This is a genomic window from Sporosarcina sp. NCCP-2222 (assembly GCF_023168145.1).
Lineage (GTDB): Bacteria > Bacillota > Bacilli > Bacillales_A > Planococcaceae > Sporosarcina.
Window position 1 is genome coordinate 106,533 of record NZ_BQYK01000002.1, and the last position, 17,278, is coordinate 123,810.

20 protein-coding genes are annotated in these 17,278 nt (G+C 46.9%); 6 read left to right on the forward strand and 14 right to left on the reverse strand.

Annotated elements, in window-relative coordinates:
• Nucleotides 1-82 precede the first annotated feature (82 nt).
• The gene (locus NCCP2222_RS04390; protein ID WP_248509961.1) at nucleotides 83-367 is read left to right on the forward strand and encodes a hypothetical protein; all 285 of its coding nucleotides are present in this window, start codon (nucleotides 83-85) and stop codon (nucleotides 365-367) included.
• Nucleotides 368-407: 40 nt separating this feature from the next.
• On the opposite strand, the gene NCCP2222_RS04395 is transcribed toward NCCP2222_RS04390, so the two are convergent.
• Together NCCP2222_RS04395 and NCCP2222_RS04400 are read right to left on the reverse strand one after the other, a co-directional pair.
• Nucleotides 408-941 carry a DinB family protein gene (locus NCCP2222_RS04395; RefSeq protein WP_248509962.1) on the reverse strand — a complete coding sequence of 178 codons (534 nt, stop codon included), beginning with the start codon at nucleotides 939-941 and terminating at the stop codon, nucleotides 408-410.
• 203 nt (nucleotides 942-1,144) lie between these two features.
• Nucleotides 1,145-1,756, reverse strand: a complete 612-nt coding sequence (locus tag NCCP2222_RS04400; RefSeq protein ID WP_248509964.1) for a GntR family transcriptional regulator — start codon at nucleotides 1,754-1,756, stop codon at nucleotides 1,145-1,147.
• A 145-nt stretch (nucleotides 1,757-1,901) separates the two neighbouring features.
• Between NCCP2222_RS04400 and garR the strand changes: the two genes are divergently transcribed.
• Genes garR through NCCP2222_RS04415 form a run of 3 tightly spaced genes read left to right on the forward strand, consistent with a single transcriptional unit; the run spans nucleotide 1,902 to nucleotide 5,585 of the window.
• Nucleotides 1,902-2,795, forward strand: a complete 894-nt coding sequence (gene garR, locus NCCP2222_RS04405) for a 2-hydroxy-3-oxopropionate reductase (RefSeq protein WP_248509966.1) — start codon at nucleotides 1,902-1,904, stop codon at nucleotides 2,793-2,795.
• Between the two features lie 2 nt (nucleotides 2,796-2,797).
• Nucleotides 2,798-4,216, forward strand: a complete 1,419-nt coding sequence (locus tag NCCP2222_RS04410) for a four-carbon acid sugar kinase family protein (protein WP_248509968.1) — start codon at nucleotides 2,798-2,800, stop codon at nucleotides 4,214-4,216.
• 19 nt (nucleotides 4,217-4,235) lie between these two features.
• Nucleotides 4,236-5,585, forward strand: a complete 1,350-nt coding sequence (locus NCCP2222_RS04415; RefSeq protein WP_248509970.1) for a GntP family permease — start codon at nucleotides 4,236-4,238, stop codon at nucleotides 5,583-5,585.
• A 48-nt stretch (nucleotides 5,586-5,633) separates the two neighbouring features.
• Here NCCP2222_RS04415 and NCCP2222_RS04420 read toward each other — a convergent pair whose 3' ends face one another.
• The 10 genes from NCCP2222_RS04420 to NCCP2222_RS04465 all read right to left on the reverse strand — a co-directional run bounded on the left by NCCP2222_RS04420 (nucleotide 5,634) and on the right by NCCP2222_RS04465 (nucleotide 13,658).
• Nucleotides 5,634-6,566, reverse strand: a complete 933-nt coding sequence (locus NCCP2222_RS04420) for an SDR family NAD(P)-dependent oxidoreductase (protein ID WP_248509971.1) — start codon at nucleotides 6,564-6,566, stop codon at nucleotides 5,634-5,636.
• A gap of 53 nt (nucleotides 6,567-6,619) precedes the next feature.
• Nucleotides 6,620-7,186 carry a TetR/AcrR family transcriptional regulator gene (locus NCCP2222_RS04425; protein ID WP_248509972.1) on the reverse strand — a complete coding sequence of 189 codons (567 nt, stop codon included), beginning with the start codon at nucleotides 7,184-7,186 and terminating at the stop codon, nucleotides 6,620-6,622.
• 70 nt (nucleotides 7,187-7,256) lie between these two features.
• The gene (locus NCCP2222_RS04430; protein WP_248509973.1) at nucleotides 7,257-7,577 is read right to left on the reverse strand and encodes a YrdB family protein; all 321 of its coding nucleotides are present in this window, start codon (nucleotides 7,575-7,577) and stop codon (nucleotides 7,257-7,259) included.
• Between the two features lie 159 nt (nucleotides 7,578-7,736).
• Nucleotides 7,737-8,240 (reverse strand): PCYCGC domain-containing protein, encoded by a 504-nt coding sequence (locus NCCP2222_RS04435; RefSeq protein ID WP_248509974.1) that lies wholly within the window; start codon nucleotides 8,238-8,240, stop codon nucleotides 7,737-7,739.
• 63 nt (nucleotides 8,241-8,303) lie between these two features.
• On the reverse strand, nucleotides 8,304-8,723 hold the full coding sequence (locus NCCP2222_RS04440) for an HIT family protein (RefSeq protein ID WP_248509975.1): 420 nt from the start codon (nucleotides 8,721-8,723) through the stop codon (nucleotides 8,304-8,306).
• 3 nt (nucleotides 8,724-8,726) lie between these two features.
• Nucleotides 8,727-10,109 carry a class II fumarate hydratase gene (gene fumC / locus NCCP2222_RS04445; RefSeq protein ID WP_248509977.1) on the reverse strand — a complete coding sequence of 461 codons (1,383 nt, stop codon included), beginning with the start codon at nucleotides 10,107-10,109 and terminating at the stop codon, nucleotides 8,727-8,729.
• A gap of 103 nt (nucleotides 10,110-10,212) precedes the next feature.
• Complete coding sequence (locus NCCP2222_RS04450) at nucleotides 10,213-10,671, reverse strand: NUDIX hydrolase (protein WP_248509979.1); 459 nt, start codon at nucleotides 10,669-10,671, stop codon at nucleotides 10,213-10,215.
• Nucleotides 10,641-11,597 (reverse strand): HD-GYP domain-containing protein, encoded by a 957-nt coding sequence (locus NCCP2222_RS04455; RefSeq protein ID WP_248509982.1) that lies wholly within the window; start codon nucleotides 11,595-11,597, stop codon nucleotides 10,641-10,643. The genes NCCP2222_RS04450 and NCCP2222_RS04455 overlap by 31 nt, the downstream gene beginning before the upstream one ends.
• 107 nt (nucleotides 11,598-11,704) lie before the next feature.
• Nucleotides 11,705-12,970 (reverse strand): ABC transporter permease, encoded by a 1,266-nt coding sequence (locus NCCP2222_RS04460; RefSeq protein WP_248509984.1) that lies wholly within the window; start codon nucleotides 12,968-12,970, stop codon nucleotides 11,705-11,707.
• On the reverse strand, nucleotides 12,960-13,658 hold the full coding sequence (locus NCCP2222_RS04465; protein ID WP_248509986.1) for an ABC transporter ATP-binding protein: 699 nt from the start codon (nucleotides 13,656-13,658) through the stop codon (nucleotides 12,960-12,962). The genes NCCP2222_RS04460 and NCCP2222_RS04465 overlap by 11 nt, the downstream gene beginning before the upstream one ends.
• Nucleotides 13,659-13,792: 134 nt before the next feature.
• Here NCCP2222_RS04465 and NCCP2222_RS04470 point away from each other — a divergent pair, with 134 nt between their 5' ends.
• On the forward strand, nucleotides 13,793-14,173 hold the full coding sequence (locus NCCP2222_RS04470) for a hypothetical protein (RefSeq protein WP_248509988.1): 381 nt from the start codon (nucleotides 13,793-13,795) through the stop codon (nucleotides 14,171-14,173).
• Between the two features lie 17 nt (nucleotides 14,174-14,190).
• Here NCCP2222_RS04470 and NCCP2222_RS04475 read toward each other — a convergent pair whose 3' ends face one another.
• On the reverse strand, nucleotides 14,191-15,135 hold the full coding sequence (locus NCCP2222_RS04475; RefSeq protein WP_248509989.1) for a nuclease-related domain-containing protein: 945 nt from the start codon (nucleotides 15,133-15,135) through the stop codon (nucleotides 14,191-14,193).
• A gap of 137 nt (nucleotides 15,136-15,272) precedes the next feature.
• Between NCCP2222_RS04475 and NCCP2222_RS04480 the strand changes: the two genes are divergently transcribed.
• Entirely contained in the window at nucleotides 15,273-15,638 is a 366-nt protein-coding gene (locus NCCP2222_RS04480; RefSeq protein WP_248509991.1) for a hypothetical protein, read from the forward strand.
• A gap of 63 nt (nucleotides 15,639-15,701) precedes the next feature.
• Here NCCP2222_RS04480 and NCCP2222_RS04485 read toward each other — a convergent pair whose 3' ends face one another.
• Nucleotides 15,702-17,255 (reverse strand): flotillin lipid rafts scaffold protein FloT, encoded by a 1,554-nt coding sequence (locus NCCP2222_RS04485; protein WP_282570653.1) that lies wholly within the window; start codon nucleotides 17,253-17,255, stop codon nucleotides 15,702-15,704.
• Nucleotides 17,256-17,278 lie beyond the last annotated feature (23 nt).

A 17,278-nucleotide genomic window follows, 5' to 3' on the forward strand; every position in this document is an offset into this window, starting at 1 on the left:
AGAACAATCTAATCAACTCTTCTGGGAACATCCTAATTCATGTTACGTTCTAGTAAAATAGAAAAGCATAGGAGGTTCTTACATGAAATTCACCTTATGGATTGCCTTACTATTTGCCATGATTGGCGCACTCTTCGGTTATTTCTTCCAAGACATGTTTTATTGGACCGGTCATTCTTTCTTATGGTTTAACGCCGGAGCTGCGCTCGCTGTTCTCTTTTCACTAACAGCGATTATTTTAGTCATCGTCAAGCACTTAAAAAAGGGCTCTACTTCTCAAGATGCGCTTTTGCTAGTAATCATTCTTCCGGTTGCGATTGCGACTTTCTTCTGGACGATTTTTGTTTTTGCCATGTGGCACAGTTAATTCCCATAAAAAAAATCCCAATGCCTCATTCGCATTGGGATCAGTCGTTCCGTCCGCCGACTGGCTCGAAAGGACGGTTCTCCATTTTCAATTCGTCAATTGTCTTCCGGAGACGCTTCAAATGGCATTTTTCGTAAAGTCCGATGAACGGAAACCATTGGATGAGCGGGATATGCCCGTAGTTTGGATGGGCAAAAGATTTGTCGCGCAACGCATCTTTGCAACTGGCGTCATATACGTCTAGCAGATAGATTCTAGAATTATGAAGCTCTTCCTTCAAATCTGCAATTGTTTTATATTGCTCCGTCGGTTGTGTTTGCTCCGGCAGGTTCACGTTTACGACCCGGTCGCTCGCCAAAAGGATGATCTTTTTAGAAGTACGGAGGCTATCCGGGTTTTTCATTTCCTTCATTATCTTTGTTGCTATATAAGTTTCCATCAACGTCAGATGCTCCAGAATCTGTTTAGGGGACCAGCCGCCGCCAGATGGTTTGCCGTTAAATTCTTCATCTGTTAATCCTTCGAGTGCCTGATAGATTCTTCTCCGGATTTTATTATTGCCTTCGAAAACCATTTCATCTCTCCCTCATTTGCTAATGAAATAGAGTGTCATCCGGTACAACTATGCACCGGTTGTCCAAATTCATTCCCACATCATAAACCCTTTTGCAGGAAATTTAAAGTCCTACGCACAAATTCAGAAAAGTGAATGTAAGTTTGTCAATCAAAGCGACTTAGCGACTTTTTGGCTTTCCCTAAAAATGAATCAAACCGAGCCTATTTGACGATATTTAAAGTGAACTCCAAATCTGCTTCCAAATGCTTCTCCATTAACCGCCCGGCTTCTTCGATTTCCCGATTGCGGATGGCCTCACAAATTTGTTCATGCTCCTCGAGCAGAAAAGGGCGTTTGTGGAAAACGACGGCTCTACTGAATAAGTAGATGATGGATTGCATCTTATCAACGGTTTCAATCATGATCGGGTTGCGGCTTTCTTTGACAATCAAGTCATGGAATCGTTTATTCGCTTTCACAATTTCATCATGTGTTCCGGTTTTCGCCTGTTCGATGGAGTCTTTCAGCTTCTCAATGTCTTCTACAAGCATGTACGTCGCAGCCATTTTGGCGGCATGGCTTTCAATAAGCATCCTCATTTGGAAAATGTGGCGCATGTCCTGCTCTGTCGGTTTGATCACCTTTTTTCGCTTGATCAACCCTTCCTGCTCCAGGCGGCGGATGGCTTCACGAATCGGAGTTCGGCTTACTCCAATCTCCTCGGCTAATCGTTCCTCCACCAGCTTCATGCCGCCGGGATACGAACCCGTGACAATTTGCTCCCGAATCGTTTCGTACGCCAGCAACTGTGCGGTTCCCGCATGCTGTTCCATGTCGCACCCCCTGTTCTTACCCATAGTATACAGGATGATGGACAAGAATAGGTTATTGTATGCAAGTATAATCATATTGTATACAAGTCAGAATTATTGTTGTATACTCAAATTGCAATTCGATAGATACGAAGGAGGCTTTCCCATGAAAGTTGGTTTTATTGGTTTAGGAATCATGGGCCGTCCGATGGTCCTCAATTTGCTGAAGGCCGGCTTCGAAGTTCGCGCATTTGACGTGAATGAAGAAGCACGAAAGGCCGTTGTTATAGAGGGTGCACATGAGGCAAAAACGCCAAGAGAGGCAGCAAATGGAAGCGATTTCATTATTACGATGCTGCCGAATGCAAAAATTGTAGAACACGTATTATTTGGTCCTGAAGGGGTCTCGGAAGGCTTGCAGGCAGGCTCTATTGTTATTGATATGAGCTCGGTATCCCCTGTCGACTCGGTTGCCTGCGCAGATAAATTGAAAGCATATGGCGCTTCCTTCCTCGATGCGCCTGTAAGTGGAGGCCAACCGAAAGCAGAGGACGGCACTCTATCCATTATGGTGGGCGGTGACGAAGAGGCACTTGCAAAAAGTCGGCCAGTGTTAGAAGCGATGGGAACCGATGTAACGAATGTCGGCGGAAGCGGAAGCGGGTCTACGACGAAGCTGGCGAATCAAATCCTAGTGAACGTCACGATGGCCGCCATGTCCGAAGCGGTTGTGCTTGCTGCCAAAGCTGGTGTTGATATTGAAAAAATGTACCAAGCGATCCGTGGCGGACTTGCTGGCAGCGCGGTACTCGATGCCAAAATTCCACTGATCTTGGAACGCAATTTTGCACCGGGCGGACGGATTGATATTAATATGAAAGATTTAACGAATGTCGTGAACGCAGGCCATGACATTGGCGTGCCGATGCCGCTCACGTCAAGTGTTCTCGAAATGTTCCATGCGCTTAAAGTGGATGGCAAAGCGACAGATGACCATTCGGGCGTCATTCAGTATTACGAGAAGCTGGCGAACTTCGAAGTGCCGAAAGGCGGGAAGTAATCGTGGGGAATATAACGGAACAGGTCCAGCAGCTCCCATCACATGGCGAGGAACTTGAAAAGTTATGGAAGGAGGAACGTTCTTCTTTCACCCACAAAATCATTGTGCTCGACGATGATCCAACGGGTGTCCAGACCGTGCATGGTATTCCAGTCTTTACGGACTGGTCGCTAGAAACGATCCGCGCCGTCTTTCAAGATGAACGCCAAATGGTGTTTCTATTAACTAACTCGAGATCCTTTTCGGCTGATGAGACAAGAAAAGTGCATACGGATATAGCTGAACGGATCGCGAAGGTTTCTACAGAAATGGAGATGCCCTTCCTGTTGATCAGCCGCGGAGATTCCACGTTGCGCGGCCACTACCCACTTGAAACGGAAGTATTGCGAAACACGTTGGAAAGCAATATGGGACAAGCGATCGACGGAGAGATTATTTTGCCATTCTTTCAAGAAGGCGGCCGGGAGACAATCGGTGATATCCATTACGTTAAGCAAGGCGGCGACTACGTGCCTGCCGGAGAGACAGAGTTCGCGAAAGACCGGATGTTCGGTTTCCAAAGCAGCGATTTGAAACAATGGATAGCCGAAAAAACTGAAGGCACTTATCCGGCTGATAATGTTGTATCCATTTCCTTGGAGGAATTGCGCTCGCTCTCCATTGATTTGATTGCTGATAAATTACTCAGTCTGAGCAGCTTTCAAAAGGTAGTCATCAACGCCGTCTCTGAAGATGATGTTAAAGCCTTTTCCATTGCTCTCCTGCAGGCCATTGCCAAAGGCAAACGGTTTTTATTCCGTACGGCCGCTTCCTTTACGAAAGTCATTGGCGACGTTTCAAGCAAACCTTATTTGACAAAAAGGGAATTGCTTAAAGAAGCCTCGAGCAACGGCGGTTTGATCATCGTCGGCTCCCATGTGCAGAAGACGACCGATCAGCTGAATGAACTTCGCAATGTTGCCGGCATTCATTTCATCGAATTTGATTGCCATCTCGTCCAAAACGGCATTAAGTTTGAAGTGGAACAAGCGCGGATTCAGCAACTCATCAATCAGAAAATCAGTGAAGGCCAGACGGTTTGTGTTTACACAACGAGGCAGCGGCTCGATTTGGGAGAAGGCCGGAAAGAGGAGGAGCTCGCTTTATCCGTCTCTATTTCCGATGCGATGACGCAGTTCGTCCACAATTGTAATCCGAGCCCATCCTATGTAATCGCGAAAGGCGGCATCACGTCAAGCGATGTGGGGACAAAAGGATTAGGTGTGAAGAAAGCGGAAGTAATGGGACAAGTCGCTCCCGGCGTTCCTGTTTGGCAAACTGGCCAGGAAAGCCGTTTCCCGGGCATCCCTTATATAATCTTCCCGGGTAACGTCGGCGAAGTGGATACATTAAAGAAAGTCGTTCAAGAATTGGAGTCTTAAAGAGAAAAGGGGTTATGAAATGGTTGAAGGCAATATGCTTATTGTGATTTTTCTCCTGGCTTTGGCCGCATTGTTTTTCTTAATTCTCAAATTAAAAGTGGAGCCGTTCATTTCACTAATCAGCGTGGCTCTCGTAGCAGCCCTGGCACTCGGCTTCCCGCTTGCTGATATTCCGAAAACTGTCGCAACAGGCTTTGGGAATACGTTAACTGGCGTTGGAATCCTGATCGGTCTCGGCGTCATCTTCGGACAATTTTTAGGTGTTTCAAGTGCAATTGAGAAGATTGCCCAAGCCGTGTTGCGTGTGTTCGGCATTAAACGGTCGGCGGCAGGACTCTCCTTGACGGGGGTCGCCGTTTCCATTCCCGTTTTCTTTGACGCCGCTTTTGTTATTCTGAGCGGATTAGTTAGAAGCTTGTCCAGAAGAACCGGCATCTCCATCGTCACGTTCGTTACAGCGCTCGGTATCGGTTTGATCGTCTCTCACAGTATGATCGCACCGACGCCTGGACCGCTCGTCGTTGCGGAAAACACTGGGGCAGATCTCGGCCTCTTCATTCTGTATGGAATCATTTGTGCAATTCCTGCCGCTATGGTGGGCGGGTACTTGTACGGTACATTTATCGGCAAGCGAATCAAAACGGACGCAGATGCTCCCGAAGAAGAAATGATTGCCGATCCCGTCGCTGCACCGCGGAAAGAAATTTCCACTGGCTTGTCATTTTTCATGCTCGGCTTGCCGATCATTTTGATCCTATTGAATACCGTTACTCAATTATGGCTGGAGGAAGGTACATTATCCAATATCCTCGGGTTCATTGGAGATAAAAACGTCGCCTTGCTTATTAGTGTGATCGTCGCGCTTATTGTATTGCGTCCTTACATTTCGGTTCCCTACAAAGATCTCTACGATGATGCCATCAACTCGGCCGGGATGATTATTCTAGTTACCGGTGCAGGTGGAGCATTCGGCGCCGTCATTAACCAAAGCGGCATCGGCGATTACTTGATTGGCACGATGCAAGGCTGGAGCATCCCAGTACTCGTTCTGGCATTTATTTTTTCTCAAATTCTACGGGCTTCCCTTGGTTCTGCGACAGTCGCGCTCGTCACGACTTCCTCTATTTTGGGACCGATGGCCGTCGAACTTGGCGCCTCCCCGATTTTGCTCGGCCTCGCCATCTGCGCAGGGGCAATCGGATTGTCCTTGCCGAACGATTCGGGCTTCTGGGTTGTTAATAAATTCGGGCGTCTCACGATTCCCCAAACGATTCAAGCCTGGTCTGTCGGCGGCTTCATCGCCGGCCTGACTGCGCTTGCCATGGTATATCTCCTCAGTTTGCTAAGCGGCATCTTGCCAGGCATCTGATGTTGCAAAAGCCGGTAAGAGAAGGTACTCCTTCCCTTACCGGCTTTTTTAGTTTGCTTCGTCTGCTTGAAAAGCCAGTGTCTGCCTGAGCCCTTCCTCATAAGGCGTTCTCGGGAGAGCCCCGATCTCCCTTTCATATTTGCTGCCATCCAGTTGGAATGGGTTCTCGTATAAATAGGACAGCTCGAGAAATTCTCGCATAAATGGATTGAAAAGGCCAGCTAACCGGATCATCGGCTTCGTAACTGAACTGACTTTTTTATCATAGCCAGTCAGACTACGAATCATATCGACGAGTTCATTTCCCGTCACCAAACGTTCACCGGGAATATTCCAGTTTTGGCCGTATGCGCTTTCGTTCATCGCCAGTTCTACAAGCGCCTTGGCGCCGTCCGGAGTAAAAATGAATTCCCGGGGGATATCCAACCTGCCGACATACCCCGCTTTTTTATTTAATAGAACACTTTTTAATGTATGATGGAGAATCGTACTCTCCGCTCCGGGTCCGTAGAAGTCTGGAAAATGCGCTATGATACAAGGAATTTCGGATTCTTTTAGCTCCTGCTCCAACGCCAAGCGAAGCTTTCCCTTTTTGGTGTGCGGGTTTTTCTTTGTCTCCTCCGAAACCCTTTTGCCCTCTTGCCTGCCGTATGCATAGACATTGTCCACTACGACAAGCTTACGGCCAGTCGACGCATTCATCACATTCTTCATAATGCGCGGCAGTTTTTCATTCCACTGCTCATAGGAAATGCTCACGGAATGGAAAACTGTATCAACACCTGCTGCCGCCTTGTACACTGCTTCCCTGTCAAGTACATCTCCAGGATGGATTGTGACGAGTGGATTTGAAGCAAACAGTGACTTCAGCTTCGCTTCGTTTCTTGCAAATGCAACTACCGCTATACCTCTTCCAGTCAATTCATTGACTAGAGAATATCCCATTCCTCCTGAAGCTCCCAGGACAATCGCTTTTTTCATTGTTATTCCTCCTTTTAATTAACCACTGTTCAATTAAATTCAAAAAGGGACCATTACATCCCCTTCATCAAAAATGCCACGTGCGCCTCCGCTAATACCCGTACATCTTCAAAAGTTTGGGAGGTGTAGCAATAATACGATACGAATCCATGCAAAGATAAAAACAAACACCACATATCTTTAATGGTCATCTTCCCATTCGTAAGTGTTTGTAAGGCGTCCGCAAACTTCTCATAACTTTGATTCGGATGATCCTGCAAATAGCCTTGCACTTCTTGATCCTTCAGCATGAACATCATTTCATAATGGCTTTTGTTTTGAAGGCCGAACTCGATATACTTTAATAAAATTGCACGGCATTTTTCCAGAGGCTGCGAGTCAGTTGCCATAATCTCATCAATGAGAAAATCCAACTTCGAAAAATCATGTGAGACGACCGCTTGGAATAAATCCGCCTTGTTCTTGAAATGATAATAAATGGCGCCATGACTGCATTTTAATTCGGTTGCCACTTGCCTCATCGATGTTTTGTCATACCCATTTTCAATAAACAGCTGCCGGGCCGTGTCCAGTATGGCTTCCCTCGACAGTTCTTCATTTGCCGTTCTTCTTGCAGACATTTGAGCTCCTCCTTGATTGACCACTGTTCAATAAAGAGTAAAACAAACGCACGATTTTCGCAAGAAGCGCCTACTGCTCCCAAACTGATATGAAGATTCGGTTCACTACAACCAAGACCCCATACCCCCATCCAAGTGCTCCTTTCCCAATAAATAGAAGCAACACTGCTGGGGTTAGAAAAACAACGCCCTCCAGAACTGCATGAAGGCTCGCCGGTAACTGTACTGCTGCTTGCGGAGAACCGAATAATCCCCAGATGACTGCAATGCTGAAAGGCAGCCCTATGGATAATCCGAATTTTATCATTGGCGTTGTGCCCAGTTTATATCCTGCATATCCATAGATGGCCAGCCCAAGCAGCTCTAACAGAAAGCGCAGCATAATGTTCATTGTTTGCAACCCTACTAGAATGTAAATCACCTCCCGGCATTTATTTGACCACTGTTCAATTAAGTATATTCGCTTGTTTTCTCTCGTGCAACCGAAATGGTACAATAAACAAAAAAATCGGCAAGTCTTTGTTTAGACTTGCCGAGAACACCAATCATCTTACGCTGGCATCGGTGTGTCGGTTGGTTCAGCATAACCGTCACTATATGTGCTATCAATGTATTCGCGAATTTCCTTCATTGACTTGCCTTCTTGCTTCATTTGCACAGATTTCGCCGCAATTTCCAGGCAGACGAGGCAACGAGTGCCGTGATCGTCCCAGACGACAGATCCATCTTCGCGAATTTCATCAACGAAGCAATTTAGATTGCTCCCGTGACCCGCGCTTTCACCACAACCGCAATAGCAAGGCATGTAAGCTAAGACATCTTCAGCATTAGCTGCCACTTGATACACAAGCCGCATATCTTCCGGTTTGTCATCCAAGAACTTCGGCAGAACCGCTGCAGATTCCGTCACTTCCTGTAAATCGCCGTTCGGCAAATGCTTTTCATGACCCACTTCCATCTCCCCATGGGCAGAACCGTTATCTTTCGACTTGTCTCCGCATGCGGAAAGGACAAGCACAAGTATCACTATGATAGGCATGAGCTTTTTCATCATTCATGTCTACTCCTTTATATTGTAATGTCCTTCCATCATAACGGAGTTGCGGGTGCAAGAGGGTTACAACTTTGTGGACATTCCATGCATTTTCCGTGCATTTTTGTCTTGTTTGATCCAATACCGGATTCCCTTTCCCGCAAACGGCTCATCCGCAAAACGCGGAATCACATGTAAGTGCGCATGCATAATGGACTGTCCCCCGACTTCGCCTGTGTTCCAGCCAACCGAATAACCTTCATGGTTATACCGCTCTTCCAAATAAGCCTTCGCCTTTAAAAGCAGCTCCTGTGTATCCCGCCATTCGTTTTCCGTCAGCCCGAACACATCCGACACATGACTCTTTGGGATAATTAACCCGCTGCCTTCTAAAATGGTCTGCTCAGAAGCCTTCTGGATATAAGCGCACGTCTCGTTTTCAAATAGTATCTGCTGCTCGGGATCCTCGGTCAGATGGCAATAGGGACAACCTGTCTTCTCCATCGCTTACCGGCCGATCATTTTGGACGGATCGACGTATTCATCGAACTGCTCTTCGGTCAATAAACCCGTTTTGAGCGCCGCCTCTTTCAATGTTGTGCCTTCCTTATGAGCCGTCTTCGCAATTTTAGCCGCATTTTCGTAACCGATATGCGGATTCAATGCTGTTACGAGCATAAGCGAGTTCTTCACTTTGCGATCAATTTCCTCGCGGTTTGGCTCGATGCCGACTGCACAGTTGTCATTGAAGCTATGCATGCCGTCAGCGAGCAGCTTCGCGGATTGCAGGAAGTTGTAAATGATGACCGGCTTGAACACGTTCAATTCAAAATTCCCTTGGCTTGCCGCGAAGCCGATTGTCGCGTCATTCCCCATGACTTGCGCGACGACCATCGTCAACGCTTCACTTTGTGTCGGGTTCACTTTCCCCGGCATGATGGAGCTGCCCGGTTCATTCTCTGGAATCGTGATTTCCCCGATGCCCGAACGCGGACCGCTTGCAAGCCAGCGCACATCGTTTGCGATTTTCATTAAATCTGCCGCAAGTGCTTTGAGAGCGCCATGTGTGTAGACGACTTCATCATAGCTGGTGAGGGCATGGAATTTATTCGAAGCGGATGTGAACTCAATACCGACCGATTTTGAAATTTCCTCCGCTACTTTGTCTCCAAAGCCTTTCGGTGCGTTTAAGCCTGTGCCGACTGCAGTTCCGCCAATGGCAAGCTCTTTCATCGATTGAACGCTGTCCTTCAGCATGCGCTCGGTCTTTTCCAGCATCCGGTGCCACCCGCTAATTTCCTGTCCAAGCGTAAGAGGCGTCGCATCTTGCAAATGAGTACGGCCGATTTTTATAACATCCATGAATGCCTCGGATTTTTTACCGAGTGTTTCTTTTAACACGGCAATCGCCGGTAAAACGTCACGTTCCACCGCGATAACACCTGCCACATGCAGAGCTGTCGGGAACGTATCGTTGGAACTTTGGGATTTATTAACATCATCATTCGGATGGAGGCGTTCTTCCTCTCCCCATTCCTCAAGCAGCTGGTTACCTCGGTTCGCTAACACTTCATTCATATTCATATTCGATTGCGTTCCGCTTCCGGTCTGCCAGACGACAAGCGGGAAATGGTCGTCCCATTTGCCTTCCAACACTTCTTCCGCTGCCGCGGCAATCGCCTTCATTTTCGCTTCGGACAAATTTCCGAACGAATGGCTTGCGATAGCAGCCGACTTCTTCAGATGCGCAAACGCACGAATGACTCCGAGTGGAATCCGTTCGCCGCCGATTTTGAAGTTTTGTTTACTCCGCTGGGTTTGGGCGCCCCATAGCTTTTCTGCCGGAACTTTAATTTCTCCAAATGTGTCATGCTCGATACGATATTCCATACTTCCTCCGCCTTTCGAAAATAGAATGAAACTCCTCTTTCTATCATGCACCTTTTTGTCTGGGAAATAAAATGAAAAGACCCGGTCTCCCAGGTCTCAGTCGTTATTTTATACAATTTTTCCCTGTCGCCCATTCCTCAATAAATTGGCGTTGACGCGGGTTCAGATTCACAGGCAGCTCTTCTTTTGCAAAAAAATGATGGGCTATGCTTTCCGCCCCACTCTGTTGGAGGCTGCCGCTGAAATCTGATGTAATGAAGATCACCTGGACGCTATACGTTTCATCTCCATTCGGATAGGTTACAAAACAGGCATCACCTGAATACAGGCCGAACAACTGCAATTGATTCACATGAAGGCCCGTCTCTTCAAACGTCTCCCGCCTCGCTGTTTCCTCAAACGTTTCCCCGATTTCCATCACGCCGCCCGGGATACACCAATTATCCTCATCCACACGGTGCTGAAGCAAAATACGGTCATCTTTTGTTAGAATGACACCACAACCGACCGTCAACAAAGGACGCTGGCCAATTAGCTTTCGCATTGCTCGAACATAGTCCATCCAATCTCGCCCTTCTTCTCTGCTATGACTTCCACAAAAGCGTCCACCACAGCCGGGTTGAATTGCTTCCCTTTTTCTTTCAACAACTCTTCCAATGCTACCTCTACGGGCGTGGCTTTCTTGTATACGCGATCCGTCGTCATAGCATCAAAAGCATCCACAACAGAGACAATGGCCGCTTCCAAGGAGATTTCCTCTCCTTTTAACCCATAAGGATACCCTTTGCCATCAAACCGTTCATGATGCTGCTCTACGATATAGGCCGCCTCTCGCAACCACTCTACCGGATGATTCCGAAGCATGTCCGCCCCTCTCTGCGAATGGGATTTCATAATATCCCATTCCGCTGGTGTCAGCTTTCCTGGTTTATTCAAGATGGCGGGCGGAATTGCCAATTTCCCAAGGTCATGGAAATAGGCTCCCCATCTCATCAGCTTTAAGCTGGCGGCAGGCCGATCGAACTTCTTCCAAACCTCAATTGCGTATTGCCTAATGCGATCACAGTGCTGATACGTATAGCCGTCGACCTGGGCCACAGCATCCATTTCACTCTGAAGCAATTGCATCTCAAAGAAATTTTTCTCGTAAAATGGTGCATCCATATGGATTACCACTTCCGCTTCCGTCAACGCGTAGAACGTAATCACTTTGGTATGCTGGGAGGCATCGATTGTCTCTCCTATTGCCATTCTCCGCCTGCTGCCTTCATGCTCGTAATCCATTGTTCCGCTAATTAACGTATACTGCTCCACCTTGGTATGTTCTGGATTATATTGCGCGCAAAACGAGCCGCCCGGCGGCAAAGCAAAAATCGCTTCCGCGATAGTTTGACGCTTCTCCATCAACGTTACCGTTCCAGAAGACAGATACAGCACGGGGCGACCGCTTTTTTTCTTTGGCGCAACCTTTCTCTTTTTCTCCTTCATCGGCACCCTCCGCCCGTCATAAATCGACTGTATGTCCCATTTTTCTTCATTATACAGGAGGAGGGCAAAGCTGGCTATCATATTTTTAGAATTAATAGATTATTTTATTATAGTTCTTGACGCAAGGCTTGAATCACATCAATCTTGGTCGCTTTTCTAGCTGGACGCCACCCTGAAACCATTGCAACTGTAATACTGATCGCAGAGGCAATGAGTACGAGCTGCCATGGAATAATGGAAAATGTTACATCCAATCCACCAAGATCCTCTTCGCTAAGAGCTGCCGAAACAATCATTGGCAAGACCATATTTGCTATATAACTGATGCCGTACGAAAGGATGACGGCAATCACTGTCCCTAAAATACCGATCCAAGCACTCTCCATTAAGAAAAGCCGCTGAATTAATTTAGGACTTGCGCCGATCGCTTTCATGACGCCTATTTCACGGGTCCGTTCTGTCACAGCCATCGTCATAGTGTTAAAAATACCAATCGAAGCAATCAATATGGCAATGGTTCCGACAAACACCAAGCCTGCTTTGAACGCGAGGAAAAACACATCAATCTGTTCCAGCTGGTCAGCAATGGAGTAGACAGAATATCCCTCTTCCTTCAATGCGTTGCTCACAGTCTTCACATTTTCCAGCTTATCTGCGTACATTTTTACGTTGCCATAAAACAATTCGCCATCCGGTTCTTCGACATTCGCCTGGTAGATTTGATTCAAGGTAGGGATAATGCTTTCATCCGCATATATATTGGCATCCTGAATCCAATCTTTCGCAGGTTCTTTTGCAATACCAACAATCGTAAACGCCGTCTCTTCCGGGAATGATTCTTTTTCATCATATAACCCCATCTGATACGTAAACTGTTTTCCCATCAGTTCCCCATCATAAGTCACAGGCAATTCCGGATCCTCACCCGGCTCTATCAGATTCTGGGCAAAATGACTGCCGACCACAACCTCATTTGAAGTTTTCGGTAGACGCCCTTCCTTCAGGGCAAAGCCTACTTTCCCCTCCTCTTTAAAGTCCGTGATAATAAGCTGCTGACTTCCTTCGAAACCATCTAGGGATATCGTAGACTGCAGGTCCATGGATTGCCGGTACACAACCGCTTTGATATGGTCACGCTTCTTCAGTTTCTCAACCGTCGACTCGTTCATCTGATCCGAATACACTTCAATTTCATTTACCGCGCGATTATCCAAAATCTCTTTTCGCATCGTATCATGGATACCGAAGCCGACCGATGCCAGAACGATTAGAAAAGCCGTTCCCATTGTTGCAGCAAGAATGGTCATGAACACGCGTAACTTATTCTTCTTAATATGCTGACGGACAAAATCCAATTGATCCTTAAACTGCATGCGTCACGCCTCCTTCCTTCAATTCTCCATCGTGCATCCGATAAATCCGGTCGGCCGTCTCCGCCACCGTATCGTCATGCGTAATGATAATGAACGTAATCCCGCGGGTACGGTTCAACGACTGAATCAACAGCAAAATATCCTGCTCCGTCTCGGAATCCAAACTCCCCGTCGGCTCGTCCGCGAAAATAATAGGCGGATCCGTAATAAGCGCACGCGCGATACTCACCCGCTGTTGCTGCCCACCGGACAACTCGTTTGGATAGTGATGCTGTACGTCCGTCAATCCAACGATCGTAAGAAGCTCCTTCACTTTCTGCTTCCGGATGGCCCGGTCCACCCCGCTCAACTTAAGCGGCAACTCCACATTCTCAAACGCCGTTAACCCCGGCATCAGCTGGAAGTTCTGAAAAATGAACCCGTACGTCGAAAGCCGAAACGCCGCTCGCTCCGCCTCCGAGTAAGAAGTCGTCATCGTGCCATCCACCCGAATCGTCCCCCGATCCGGCGTCAAAAACCCCGCCAATATATGCAGCAACGTCGACTTCCCCGACCCGCTCCGTCCTACAATCGAAACGATCTCGCCTTTCTGTATCGAAAAATTCAACCCCTTCAGCACCGGCACTTCCTTCTCCTTGCCCTTCTTGCCAATCTTAAACGAATGATACAACTCCCGAACCTCAATCATCCTGCAACCTCCATTTGTTTCATTTGTAGGTCCAGTATAGACGGCGAATCTTAAGAGGGAGTGAGGGGGAAAATGAAGAATTTCTTAAGAATGGAGTGGGTTGGGGGTGGGTGTTTGCTGGGAGGATTGATTAATTGGCGTTTGGGCTGCGGTTCTGGCGTTCAGATGTGTTTTCTGGCGTTCGTTTCGTTTTTCTGGCGTTCAACTGCTTTTTCTGGCGTTCGGTTCGACTTTCTGGCGTTCAGCCGCTGTTTCTGGCGTTCGATTCGACTTTCTGGCGTTCATTTCGATTTTCTGGCGTTCAGCCGCTTTTTCTGGCATTCGCTTCGACTTTCTGGCGTTCAGCCGTGTTTTCTGGTGTTCGTTTCGTTTTTCTGGCGTTCAGCCGCTTTTTCTGGCGTTCGTTTCGACTTTCTGGCGTTCAGCCGCTTTTTCTGGCGTTCGTTTTGACTTTCTGGCGTTCAGCTGCTGTTTCTGGCGTTCGGTTCGTTTTTCTGGCTTCAGTTAAATATTAAACCTTTCTTGTTGATCACTAGTTCCTGTAATAGTAAGCATCTTTAGATACTCCGTACATAGTGAGTCCCGAGTTTTGAAGAAGCCTTTTAGCAACATGAATGTCTTGAATACATGCAAACTCTCTAAATTGTTGATTTGTTAGCTTCCTTTCCACCAAAACCAACCAATCCTCAATCAGTTCCAGATGAGCATCTGTAGATGTGCATCCACAATTACTGCAACTCCATCTTCTTAGCAGTCTTTTCATACCGAAATGAAAGCAATTCGGACAGATAACACCAGGCAAAATATCGATCAATGGGATCCCAAACATTTGTAATAGAGGTTCCGGTACATACTCTTGATGTTCAACAATCATTACACTTGCTATCTCTCGAATCTGCTGAGAGGTAATAATCTCTTGCTCGAGCCTTTGACTGTACAAAAGGATTGGCACATCCTGTGTACTTACAACTTGCTTGGCAGGTTGTTCATTCATGATAATTTCGTTTGTATAAGCCAAGACAACAATACCGATGATCGGCAAATCAATTCCCCTTTCTAATAGCCACTGCTTAAGGAATATCTCCTTGCGCTCCAGTTCCAAAATGGGATTCTGAAGTACTTTTCTTTCATTCAAGTTTTCTTGAATAAACTGAGTAGGATCAGATTTTACAATTATTTTTCCTGCTAAGTTTTTCACTTCAAAAATGAAGATTCCAGTGGGAGTAATTAACAATGAGTCCATTTGAAAGTAAATGCCATTCTGCTTTAAGCAAACATCATGAAGTATAACATAGGGATAGGATGGTCGAAACTCATTAATATGCTTATCAAAATAGGACTCCCCCGAAAAGCCCGCTGCCCTCCTCCTAAAATCCTCAGATACATAACCGTATTTCTCATGTGTCTCCGGTAATCTTCTTAATAACTTTCTCAAAGCCTGCAACGTAGCTGGTTCTTTCCTCTTCTTGTATATCATTTTCCTCACCTCGATTGCACCATATCAAAGTTTCTCTATTACTCAAAATCCGTAAATCGAGGATTTGATGTTGTTTTGATTATCAAAATGAGGATTTCAAGAGTTTACAAATTGGACAAAGCCTATACTCTCAACATTTGAAGAAATACAAAGTACATATTTGGGATATTCCTATTTTCTGGCGTTCAATCCGATTTTCTGGCGTTCAGCTGCTGTTTCTGACGTTCATTTCGATTTTCTGGCGTTCGCCTGCTGTTTCTGGCGTTCATTCCTATTATCTGGCGTTCACCTACTTTTTCTGGCGTTCATTCCGATTATCTGGCGTTCAGCTGCTGTTTCTGGCGCTCATTTCGATTTTCTGGCGTTCACCTGCTGTTTCTGGCGCTCATTTCGATTTTCTGGCGTTCACCTGCTGTTTCTGGCGTTCATTTCGATTATCTGGCGTTCAGTTGCCTTTTCTGGCGTTCAGCCCGATTTTCTGGCGTTCACCCGAAATTCCCTAGCGATCACCATCCACCAAACAAAAAACCCCCGATCCGCCAGGCGGGTCGGGGGCACTTCATTAATTATTCTTCGGTCGATGCATTTTCTTCTTTTGTAGCGACACCGGCACTCGACTTAGTAGCGGATAGTTCTTCGGTCAGTCGGTCGATGCTGGGACGCAGTGTGTTTTTGCCTACGTAGCTTTCCATCATTTCTTTGACGTCGATGCCGGAAGAAGCCTTTAAGGATTCTTGGAGCGTGGACATCAGGTTCGTTGCGTAGGAGGTTACTTTGTTGGCGCCGCCGCCTTCGCCGCCGCCCGTGTCAACGACAGTGATCTTGTCGATGTTGGATAGTGGGCTTGCAACTTGTTTCGCATATTCAGGGATCATGCGGACAATCATATCAAGGACAGCTGCCTGGCCGTACTGTTCGAAGGCTTCCGCAATTTTGCGTTTTGCTTCGGCTTCGGCCAGACCTTTAAGACGAATGACATCGGCTTCGGATTCCCCTTGTGCCCGTTGCGAGTCGGCTTTTGCCAAACCATCAAGCCGGATTTTTTCCGCTTCGGCAGCGGCTCTAGCCTCGATGCGGTATTTTTCCGCGTCGGCTTCTGCCAACTGACGGGATTTTTCAGCGGCTGCATTTTGTTCAATCGCATACCGGTCGGCGTCTGCCTTTTTCTTAACTTCGGAGTCGTACTGTCTTTCCCGACGCAAGATCTCTTTCTCTTCCAATTCGATTTGCTTTTGACGTTCGATGATGCGGACTTGCATCTCCTGCTCGGTTACTTCTTGCTTGGCACGAGCGGATTCCAGCTCATACGCCTGGTCGGCACGCGCTTTCGCCACGTCTTGCTCTCGGCGGTACTCAGCCACTTTCAACTGGTTTTCTTTTTCTGCTTCAGCAATTTCAGTAGCACGCTCAATTTCAGCCTTTTGTGCTTCCTTCGATGCTTCAGCATTTTTGATGCGCGTTTCTTTTTCCGCTTCTGCAGTTGCAATATCAGCGTCGCGTTTTACTTGTGCGATCCTCGGCTTCCCTAATGAATCAAGATATCCGTTCTTATCGCGCACATCTTTAATTGTAAAGGAGACAATGACAAGCCCCATTTTCGCAAGGTCTTGCGAAGCAACCCGCTGTACTTCCTGTGAGAACTTATCACGGTTCTTATAGATTTCTTCAACAGTCATCGAGCCTAAGATGGAGCGTAAATGACCTTCTAGAACTTCTTTCGCTTCATTTTCACGGTCATCTTTTGATTTTCCTAAAAATTGTTCGGCCGCCGTTGCGATTTCAGAGATGGAACCGCCGATCTTGATGATGGCTGTACCGTCGGCCATCACTGGAACACCTTGTTCCGTGTATACTTCCGGTGTTGTTACTTCCAATTTGCTTGATAGCAAGCTGAGCGGTTCCGATTGTTGGAACACCGGGAAGACGAATGTACCGCCTCCACGAATGATTTTAATCCGGTTTCCGGAATCATCCGTATGTACATTTTTCGAGCCGAGATAGCTCCCTGTAACGATTAGCGCTTCGTCCGGTCCGACCGTCTTATACTTAGAGACGTAGACTAGGACGATGGCTAGCAGAATAAATGCCACAATCCCAATGATAATAAAAATACTTGGCATCGCAATTCCCCCTTATAAGAATT